This is a genomic window from Paenibacillus sp. PL91 (assembly GCF_012935325.2).
Lineage (GTDB): Bacteria > Bacillota > Bacilli > Paenibacillales > Paenibacillaceae > Pristimantibacillus.
This window is the reverse complement of the sequence record NZ_JABBYG020000001.1, coordinates 1,131,991-1,141,833: the sequence shown is the minus strand read 5'-3', so window position 1 is coordinate 1,141,833 and position 9,843 is coordinate 1,131,991. Positions and strand designations below refer to the sequence as shown.

8 protein-coding genes and 1 pseudogene are annotated in these 9,843 nt (G+C 46.0%); 8 read left to right on the top strand and 1 reads right to left on the bottom strand.

Annotated elements, in window-relative coordinates; genetic code table 11:
- From HI950_RS05190 to HI950_RS05160, 7 genes are all read left to right on the top strand, one after another.
- Positions 1-1,074 (top strand): beta-galactosidase (locus HI950_RS05190; RefSeq protein WP_187768029.1); only part of this gene is annotated, 1,074 nt, incomplete at its 5' end.
- Positions 1,075-1,341: 267 nt separating this feature from the next.
- Positions 1,342-1,518 (top strand): NlpC/P60 family protein, encoded by a 177-nt coding sequence (locus tag HI950_RS36935; RefSeq protein WP_169082169.1) that lies wholly within the window; start codon positions 1,342-1,344, stop codon positions 1,516-1,518.
- Between the two features lie 699 nt (positions 1,519-2,217).
- Positions 2,218-4,986 (top strand): FIMAH domain-containing protein, encoded by a 2,769-nt coding sequence (locus HI950_RS05180; protein ID WP_169081284.1) that lies wholly within the window; start codon positions 2,218-2,220, stop codon positions 4,984-4,986.
- A gap of 586 nt (positions 4,987-5,572) precedes the next feature.
- A complete protein-coding gene (locus tag HI950_RS05175) occupies positions 5,573-6,451 on the top strand; it encodes a serine/threonine protein kinase (protein ID WP_169081285.1) in 879 nt (292 codons plus the stop codon).
- A 217-nt stretch (positions 6,452-6,668) separates the two neighbouring features.
- Entirely contained in the window at positions 6,669-6,935 is a 267-nt protein-coding gene (locus tag HI950_RS05170; RefSeq protein ID WP_169081286.1) for a hypothetical protein, read from the top strand.
- A 315-nt stretch (positions 6,936-7,250) separates the two neighbouring features.
- Positions 7,251-7,661 carry a DinB family protein gene (locus tag HI950_RS05165; RefSeq protein ID WP_317618296.1) on the top strand — a complete coding sequence of 137 codons (411 nt, stop codon included), beginning with the start codon at positions 7,251-7,253 and terminating at the stop codon, positions 7,659-7,661.
- A gap of 104 nt (positions 7,662-7,765) precedes the next feature.
- Positions 7,766-8,161 (top strand): VOC family protein, encoded by a 396-nt coding sequence (locus tag HI950_RS05160; RefSeq protein ID WP_169081287.1) that lies wholly within the window; start codon positions 7,766-7,768, stop codon positions 8,159-8,161.
- Here HI950_RS05160 and HI950_RS05155 read toward each other — a convergent pair.
- A pseudogene (locus HI950_RS05155) lies at positions 8,157-8,910 on the bottom strand (IS110 family transposase); the annotation flags it as partial. The gene HI950_RS05160 and the pseudogene HI950_RS05155 sit on opposite strands and share 5 nt — an antisense overlap.
- A gap of 189 nt (positions 8,911-9,099) precedes the next feature.
- Here HI950_RS05155 and HI950_RS05150 point away from each other — a divergent pair.
- Positions 9,100-9,831 carry a glycerophosphodiester phosphodiesterase gene (locus HI950_RS05150; protein WP_169081288.1) on the top strand — a complete coding sequence of 244 codons (732 nt, stop codon included), beginning with the start codon at positions 9,100-9,102 and terminating at the stop codon, positions 9,829-9,831.
- The last annotated feature ends 12 nt before the right edge of the window (positions 9,832-9,843 follow it).

The window sequence follows — 9,843 nt, the reverse complement described above, 5'->3', positions numbered from 1 at the left end:
GGAGCGCAGGGCGCCTGGATGCCGATTCAGCGCACCCCTTATCCTGGACTGATCCGAGCTCGTTCCTGGCAGACAATTGCCCGCGGCGCCGATATGGTTGTCCATTTCCGCTGGCGGAGTGCTGCAATCGGAGCCGAACAGTTCTGGCATGGGCTTATCGACCATAGCAATATTCCTGGACGCAGGTTCAGGGAGTTCGAGGAGCTTACTCGCGAGGTGATCCGGCTAGGAGAACTGCTGGCCGGCTCGACAATCGTAAACCAGGTTGCGATTCTGCATTCGCATGATCAGCATATAGCTCTTTCCCTTCAGGCGCAAGCGGAGGGGGGAATGCACTATATGGACAACTTGTCCTCTATGCACAATGCATTTCTGAAAATGGGCGTCGGTACGGACGTTATCAACTGGACCGAGGAGCTCAATGGCTACAAGCTGGTCATTGCCCCTTCCCTCTTTCTGTTAAGTGAAGAAGCAGCGCAGCGGCTGGAGCGATTCGCAGCCGGGGGCGGCACGGTCGTCCTCACAAATCGGACAGGCGTGAAGAACATGAGGAATGTATGTGAGATGATGCCTCTGCCGGGGCTGCTGTCGGAAGCGGCGGGTGTTGTCGTTAGTGAATATGATGCAATCGGCAACAGCGAGCATCGGATTCGGAACGCGGAGGGCCAGACATTCGCGGCGAAGCAATGGTGCGATCTGATGGAACTGCGAGGAGCAGAACCGATTGCCTGGTATGACAACGACTTTTACGAGGGTGTGCCGGCGGTTACTGTCAATAAGCTTGGTGAAGGTGAAGTGTATTATATCGGCACTTGGCCGGAGCCATCGTATTTCTATCACCTGTTCGAAGGCATATTGAAGGAAAAGGACTTGGCGCCCAAGCTCCAGCTGCCTGAAGGAGTAGAGCTGTCGATTCGAACGAAGGGTGAGGAATGCTTCCTGTTCTTGATCAATTTGACGAATGAGCAACGAGAGGTGACGCTAGACGTTCCTTATCGCAGCTTATTGACGAATGAGAGATCGGAACAGAAGATGACGCTACCAGCTCTGGGAGTAGATATTCTAACTTTATAAGATCAGCGGCTTGCATCTTTGCAAAGGGCTGTCTCACAAGGCTGAATACCTTGAGGGACAGCTCTTTATCGCTGTTCAACAGAAGTGTCGATGGACGCGTGTTGAAATGAAAGCATTTTCATTCTTGATTATTCAAGTACAACGCTATAGTACCAACAGGGTTACCACTTGCTAAAATCGCATCATGCCTGAAAATCTATCTTTCATTGAATACTGCCAACCAACTGTCGAGGGACAAGAACATATTCCTATTGAAATCGCTATTTAATCTTTTATCACATACCTGCTCGGAACCCTGTAAAGGGTTCCGTTGGACATGTAGCTATTTATGCAGGCAAACAGAAGATTGTCCATTGTTTACCGACGTCGAATTTCTTTCTGACTGATATGAATAAGCCATACTGGAAAGAAAAATATCTATTTGCGAGAAGAGTATTAAAATAACGTTTTTGCGACAAAGAAAGTACTGCCTAGAATCGGGCAGTACTTTCTTTGTTAATCAAGCCACTGCGTGTAAGTGCTATCCGGAGTAGCAGTTTTATTTTTATTACCACGCATGATACACATACTACATTTGCCAGCCATATAGGGTGTGTATCGCCTGCTGGGTGCCTATAGCCAGACATGATGAAGTGAACCTGCCAAATGCACCGTATCACCTACGACAGTATATTGATATTCATACGTTTATGTATTTCTACCCATTTAGCAATTTCCACACAACATTTTCCGCTTGATAGATTCATGCGCAGGGTTAGGTAAGTGGCAGCAGCAGAAAATCAACAGCCTATGGAAATATGAAGGTTTACTAAAAAGTAAAGCTGTTTTTATACTAAAGAGCCTACGAAGTCTGATGCTCGCTTGGAGTTGGTGGATTGCACAATAAACTAACCAACCACAGAGCGAATGACCGTAAGGGCAATAAAATGAGGATCATTGTGATAGCAATCAATGATGGCCGTGATCAAAAGGGGGATTGAGCAGTAACCTGACATCGATCGAGTTTTGCGTATGATCTTTACTGCACCAGGCAAAGGAACTAGAGCATGAGCATGGTTAAAGAGGTATAGTGTCAACCTGTTGATGAATCAATTTAAAGCGCTTTCAATTATTAATTATTATAAGAAACGGGGGATTACATTAATGTCAAAAAGGATCGTTTACGCAAAAAGAAGCGCTATATCCATTCTTTCACTCATGTTGGTTATGGTATCGCAATGGTGGCTCGCGGCTCCGGCAGATGCACGAGTGGACAAAGCGTTCGGCGAGCCGGTCTCCATCGGTTCCCCGATTGAGAATGTAGCTGTTTTTGACGCGGCTTTCGGAAACGAAGATGGCCGAGATGTCATGTATACGACGGTAACTGGCAAGCCGGCCATATTCCAGGTGGTAGATCTGGTGAGCAGGGAGGTGCTGCGCAAATACAGGCTTGAAGGAACCGAAAGCTCCTGGACGCATATCACTCTGCCGGACGGTACGGTCTATATTGGCGGTAACGGCAAGCTGTATACGTATTCGCCTGTAACGAAGGAGCTGCGCGACCTGGGCGGGATTGGAGAAAGTGTCGTATACGGACTGACGTATGACGAACAGGGCCGGGTATATTACGGTTCTTATCCAAATGCCAAGGTTGGACGCTACGATCCCTCCACCGGCGAGATGAAGGATTACGGCAACGTAATGCCTGGTCAAAGTTATACCCGGGCCACAGCCTATCATAATGGATATCTATATGCAGGTATCGGTATTCAGGGAAGCCTTGTAAAGGTGAATGTGGATACCGGGGAGAAGGAACTGATTCCGCTGCCGACATATGGTGGTGCGGTGCAGACTGCGCAAGTGTATCAGCTTGATGCAGCAGGTAAGTATATCGTAGCTGGCTTGAGCGGAGGGAATAACGCTCTGCTGTTCTATGACACGGAAGCCGGGGATTGGAGCGATACCTATTTTCTGGACAATAAGGGAATTCGATTATCGTTTGGCGAGCCGGGCAGCAACAAAGTATATTTCGTACAGAACAACCGGTTGATGGAGCTCGATCTCATCACAATGGACGCGGTCGACACCGGAATCGAATATACCACCTACCTTCGCAATACCGCGTGGGTCGAGATGACGAACGATCCGGAGCTCCCGGGAAAATCGCTGGCTACCGTCATGTGGTCGGGAGCGGTGGCTTACATGAATATGGAGACGAAGAAGGTCAAGTCGGTTACCTACCCGTTCTCCGGTAATCCGATTCCGATTCAGACGCTGGAGAAAGGGCCGGACGGCAAGCTGTACATGAGCGGTTATCCGGGTGGGAAAGGGGCTGCATATTCCCCGATTTCCGGTGAAATTGAAACCTTCTCTTTAGGACAGGCGGAAGGCATGGCTGCACTCGGTGACAAAATGTACTTCGGTCTTTATCCGGGAGGTTACATCCGGGAGCTGGATGTGAACCAGCCGATTCAGGATGGAGTCAATCCGAAGGAGATATATAAAATTCCTCACCAGGACAGACCGTTCGCCATGACGTCTGGCGAAGGCAAGCTGTTTATTGGCACGATTCCGGACTACGGAGAACTCGGCGGCTCTCTGACCGTGTATGATCCGTCGCTCGGTTCTGAACAAGGATTTACTGTCTATGAGGACGTTGTACACAACCAGTCGATCGTCGGCCTTGCCGTCCACAACGGAAAGCTTTACGGTTCGACTACCATAGCTGGCGGCCTTGGAATCGATCCGACGGAGACAGCGGCCAAAATATTTGTATGGGATATCGCCAGTGGAAGGAAGCTTCAAGAATTCGTTCCCGCCATCCCGGGTGCTTCCGTTCAACCTAACATGATTGGCGGACTAAGTATCGGTCCTGACGGATTGCTCTGGGCAGCGGCGGATGGGACGATCTTCGCCATGGATCCGGAGACAATGGATATCGTGAAAAGCGCCAATATTTATCCGTCCGTATCCAATTATGGAAGATGGCGTCCGGTTCACATCCGGTGGAGCGAAGACGGCTACATGTTCACGACGCTTGCGGGCAGGATAACCGTAGTAGATCCAAAAGATCCGGAAGCTGCGGTCACACTCTCGTCAACGCAATTGATGACGCTTGGCGAAGACGGGCATATCTATTATTCAGATGATACATTACTTAAAAAAATCGAAGTGACGAAGGGAAGCGGAGCTGTTCACATCCCGATCGAGCTCCCTCTATTGAACGGAAGCTTTGACCAGCCTCTTGATTCCGGCGTGATCCCGGGCTGGAGCTCCTTGTTTAATATAACGCCAAACGTGTCTTTTGGGCTGAGTGATGAGCAGACCGTAAGCGGGCCGAGCAGTCTGAAGATAACGGATACTTCCACGACGGAAACGGTTGCGGTCGCATCTGATTCCGTTCCCGTGAAACCGGGTACGGCGTATTCGGCGAGATTCCAGGTTTACTTGCAGGAAGGACGTACCCTCGCTTCATTGAATTACTATGATGCCAACCATAAGCAAGTCGGCGGGACTTCGCTTCAAATTACCACAGGAACCGGAAAATGGCAGCAGCTTGAGATGAGCACCGTTGCTCCGGAGAATGCAGCTTACGTCAGGCTGGTCTTTTTCTGTTCCCAGTTATGGATGACGAAGGCGTATTATGATGATGCATCCATAACCTATCTGGAGACGGTCACGCCGGATCAGTTGCCGGAATTAATCGAATCTCGAATCGATCAAGGTGAGATACAACACCCGCTGTCGAAGCAGCTTTCTAATGCAATCCGTCAAGCACTGTTTCACTATGGGGAGGGCCGCCTCGAACAAGCGGTTCATCAGTTGGAGAATGCACTGAAGCATCTGGATCGTTCGGGGGATGGAGACATCGAGGAAGGAACCCGGATATACATTCAAAGCGTAATTCGCGCGTTCATCCAATCCTGGCGTTAAATAGATAACGGATCAATTATCGTTGATCCAATGAAGAGAGCTGGAATTCACCCTTTCATGCTCTCTTCTTTGTACGAGCTTAGTTGGCACTTAGCCGCTAAGCTCTTTTTCTCGTTAGTGAATGTATAATGATCCGCGCGAACACGCAAAAAGTAAAACTTGTTCCAAATAGCACATTTGTGGTCAATCGCAACGGCACAACTGTCGGGGGACAAGAACATGATCCTATTAATAGTCGCTAATTTAGCGGCTTTTTTGTTCTATCGGTACAAGTTCTTGTCCCGAGCCAAGGACAAGAACTTGTACCGATTGCCGAAAAGGACAAGAACATAGTCCGATTACCGATTAGAAAAGTATCTAACTATGTTTCCATGCAATATCCATTAAGCTAACGGGCAGATTAGTTATAATCAATTACATAGTTACCATGCTTGGATAACTATGGTACATTTATTGAGTTAATGAGAGGAGTGATGTCTTATGAAAAGACATATTAGTGATAATAGGGCAAATGAATATAATAAGGGGATAGCGTATAAATAGCCTGTAAACTACGTGAATTTCCCCAGATTGAGGGGAAGACTAAATGAACCAACAACCAGTAATGTACAAGATTGACAATGTTACTTTTGAACTTCAAGAGCAACACGATTTTACATGGCTACAATCGCTGGGCAAAGTTTTTTGGGTGTTTGATCAACAGGATTCTGGAAACATTTGTTTCGGAATTGAGAAGGATGGCAAAAATCGATTTGTTAAGTATGCGGGTTGTAAACCAATGGAATTTTCCGGAAACCCTCGGGATGCAGTCCTACGACTATCAACTGCAATACCGCTATACACAACCTTAGAACATCCGCATCTAATAAAGCTTGTTGATCATTTTGAAACCGAAAACGGGTATGCCGCCATTTTTGAATGGTTTAATGGTGAGTGCTTGCATTCACATTGGTTATTTGTAGGAGAAGCATTTAAACATACTCATCCTGATTCACCGTTCTATAAATACAAACAGTTACCGGTTGAGAAAAGGCTGCATTCATTAGATGCCATTTATGAATTCCACAGAAATGTCGAATCAAAAGGGTATGTAGCCGTCGATTTCTATGACGGCAGTATTTTGTATGATTTTTCTCAGGATATTACTAAAATCTGCGATATTGATTTTTACAGAGAAACTCCATCTGTCAATGATATGGGAGAGAATTTTTGGGGAGCAAGACGATCCAAATCTCCAGAAGAATTTACATTAGGAGCTCCTATTGATTCAAAAACGAATGTTTTCACAATGGGAGCTATCGCATTTGGATTACTCGGTGGTGAGATGGATCAATCTTTTTCAAAATGGGAAGCAAACAGATCCCTTTACGAAGTAGCCTTAAGAGCAATTAGTAAGGAACGAGAGCAAAGATATGAGAGTATTATCGATTTTAAAAAAGCTTGGGATCAAGCTAAAAATGAATAAATAATTAATACGTGTATGGATGCCAATTAGACAGTCATTACTCAATTATACAGAGTACGTTAGATCTGTGGAGCAGTTCGCATTCAGCAGCTGCTCCATTTTTCGTGAGCTAGAGGGCCCGCGGCCTCACCCATTAAGCTAACGGGGAACGATAGTTGAATGACACCCATGGACGAGCAGGCCCTGCAGTGGCCTGTAAGACTAGGGAGGTGGTAACGTGTCGAACTTGGACAAGGAGAAAAAAGATCTGGAAAGAGCGATAACAGTGTTTGTAACAACCGAGGTCATAACGACGAATGTTTACAAGGTCAACCCGGAACAGAAAGAGAAGCACGATCGTCTGACAGAGGAGAGGATCAAAAAGGCACGTGAGGAAGCAATACCGAAGATCCGTGAGCAGTACGAGCTGCGGGTTAAGGAGATCCGGCAGCAACAGCAGTCGAAGGCCGACGGCGAAAGAAGGACACCTCCGTCAAAGAAATGAATAAAAAAAGTAATTAATAAACACGGGCTATTATTTTCTATATCTTGTCATTGAACTAACGGGGAACGATAGCTTAACAATCACCAGAACGAGGCTGCCCGCATAAAACGGCAGCCTCGTTGAACTAACGGGCAGTTTAGTGCAAAAGGGGAATTACTGGGTAGACAAGTCGAGAATGGGATTCACCACGTTAGGCGGTATGTAGGGATGGAAGAAGTTCGTGATGTAATAGAGCAATTCATAAGAAATATCAATATTCATATATGGTATGATTGAACCGATGACAACAATTGACAAGTGGAAAGGTGATGCGGAATGAGCTATGTCGACGTTTTCGAATTCTACAAAAATGAACTTAAACGTTATTCCATGGATCAATTAAGGTTTATATCAGAGCCGGGAGTTTGGTCTCTTGGCCAAATGTACGATCACTTGATCAATGATACGCATTATTATCTTGACCAATTGGAAAAATGTGCGTCTGCAAACGAAATGAGGCAGGGAAAAACGGAAGCGGGTGAAAAATTGTTTGACGCCCGTTCATTCCCTCCAATCAAAATCAAAGGACCCGGGATGCCCAGCAATCCGGAAAACGCAGATGATCTTATGCGTAGTCTTGATCAGGTGCTGGAGAGAATGTCTAAATGGGAAGAAAAAGTAGATTCGATTAACCCCAATTATAAAGAGAAACACGACGGTTTTGGTTGGCTAAATGCGCGGGAGTGATTCGAGATGGTCGGAATGCATTATCGCCATCACCTGCGCCAGAAAGCCGAACTCGAACAAATGCTGAAAATTTAATGTCAATTTCAAAAGGAGAGGGTGTACAGATGAAGACTTTAGGATCGATGAATGTGGATGTTATTACGCTGTTTGTTGAGGATTTTCAGAAGGTTAAGACGTTCTATCAGGAAGTATTCGGAATTCAAGCCGTATATGAAGACGAGGTTTCTGCGGTTTTTAATTTCGCGAATATGAGCGTAAACCTCCTGAATATTTCTGAGTCATACGAATTGATGAAGCCGGGAACGATCGCAACACATGAATCCGGATCCCGTTTCCTGCTTACCATTCGGGTGGATGATGTGGATGCGGTCAGTGCTGAATTGAAAAAACGCGGGGTTGCTCTTCTTAACGGTCCGATCGACCGGCCGTGGGGAGTGCGCACGGCTTCATTCATCGATCCTGCTGGACATGCATGGGAGATTGCGCAACAATTGGCATAGGGACAGAGTTTTTCACCCGTACATTGTACGCATGTATTTCTTTAAATTCTGGATTGTTTACCACTAAGCTCATGGTCAACATGAAGATAAAACGGCGAATGCAAGATCGTCCATGTTTGCTGATCTTCATCTGTATTGTCCAATTGCCCGAGCTTGCTTCTGCAAGGTTGAGACCAGCATGACGCAGCAGGGCGTTACCATGAGCAAAACCGCTTAAATCCCCAGCCTCACCGAGAACCGCGGCCAGTGAAATGGCGCTAATTCCTTTGACAGCCAACATCGATTTTGCAAATCCAACAAGGCAAAGATCTCCGTCTCAACCGTTTTTAACTGCTCAGTAGCAAGGTCGTAGGCCTCAGGCGCATAGCGAATGAAAGAGATGTGACCGTTTTTGACCATATCTGCAATAACGAGTGCATCCTTTTTGTCGCTTTTGGAAGGTGTATTGTCACGGTTTTCTTTATTCTTTTTCACGAGATGAGGATTCACAAGAACCACTTCAAATTGCTGTTCAGAGAGCCATCTGGAGACGTTAAGCCAGTAGTGACTGGTAGGTTCCATACCGACAATGGCTTCGGTTAGACTGCGTGCTGCTTGGAGTGATTGCATCCACTGAAGGAAATGTGAAATTCTTCTTCATCGTTTGAAAAGGAATGGGGATTCCCAATGGCGATTCCTCGAAAGTTGACCGCACGTGTTTGCTGGGCGATGTCGATCCCGATGACGAGGAGAAGTACTGCCTCCCATATCCATTGTAGAGGATTTTTTGAACTGAAAAAAAAGCAATAACTAATCATTTCGAAAGCTCCGAAAGCGTCTGTGCAATGTTACTGTTGTGAAAAAGAAAGAAATCTTGTAAAGTAAGCTTTAACATTTCACCCAAGAATCCACTGAATTGGAAGCGGACTCACTTTACTTTTGGAAAGAGGCGACATTCCATGCATAATACGATGATAGCGGCCCATACTGGCTGTGGCATTTATCCTGATAACACGATGGCTTCTTTTGATGAAGGCATTCAATTTGGCGCAGATATCGTAGAAGTCGATGTACGCGTATCCAAAGATGGCAAAGCCATCCTTCTGCATGACGATTCACCTTATCTTCATACATGCACATATGAACAGCTGAATAATCCGGCCATACGGCCGCTGCTCGGTCCCGTGTACAATGATCATGAAATCGCAACGTTGGAACAAGTTTTACAAGAGTCAGTTACACTTGGATTGAAATTGAATGTGGATATAAAAACGGCAGATGCCATTGATGCTACGGTTAGACTAATTCGCCAATTTGAAGCGCAAAAAAGGGTTTTCATTACGGGATGTTCGGATAACATTATGGTGCGATATCCAGATATTCAAGTAATGCTAAATACGCCGGACGATTTATCTATGGAACAAATGGAGCGATATGGCGATTTCGCTGAGGTCCTATGCAGTGAAGCTATGCAGGGCGGATATGCAGGGCTTAACATGAATGGTTTTACCTGTCTTCCGCCAATAGTGTCTCGGGCTCGCGCTGCAGGTTTGATGGTGTGGGTTTATACGGTAAACTTTCGGTCAGCGATGGAATGGTTTCTGAAGATGGAAGTAGACGCTATTACTACGCGAGAACCAAAGATTTTGATGCAGCTTAAAAATGATTTAAAAAAATATATAAAACGGTAGCTATAACAAAAA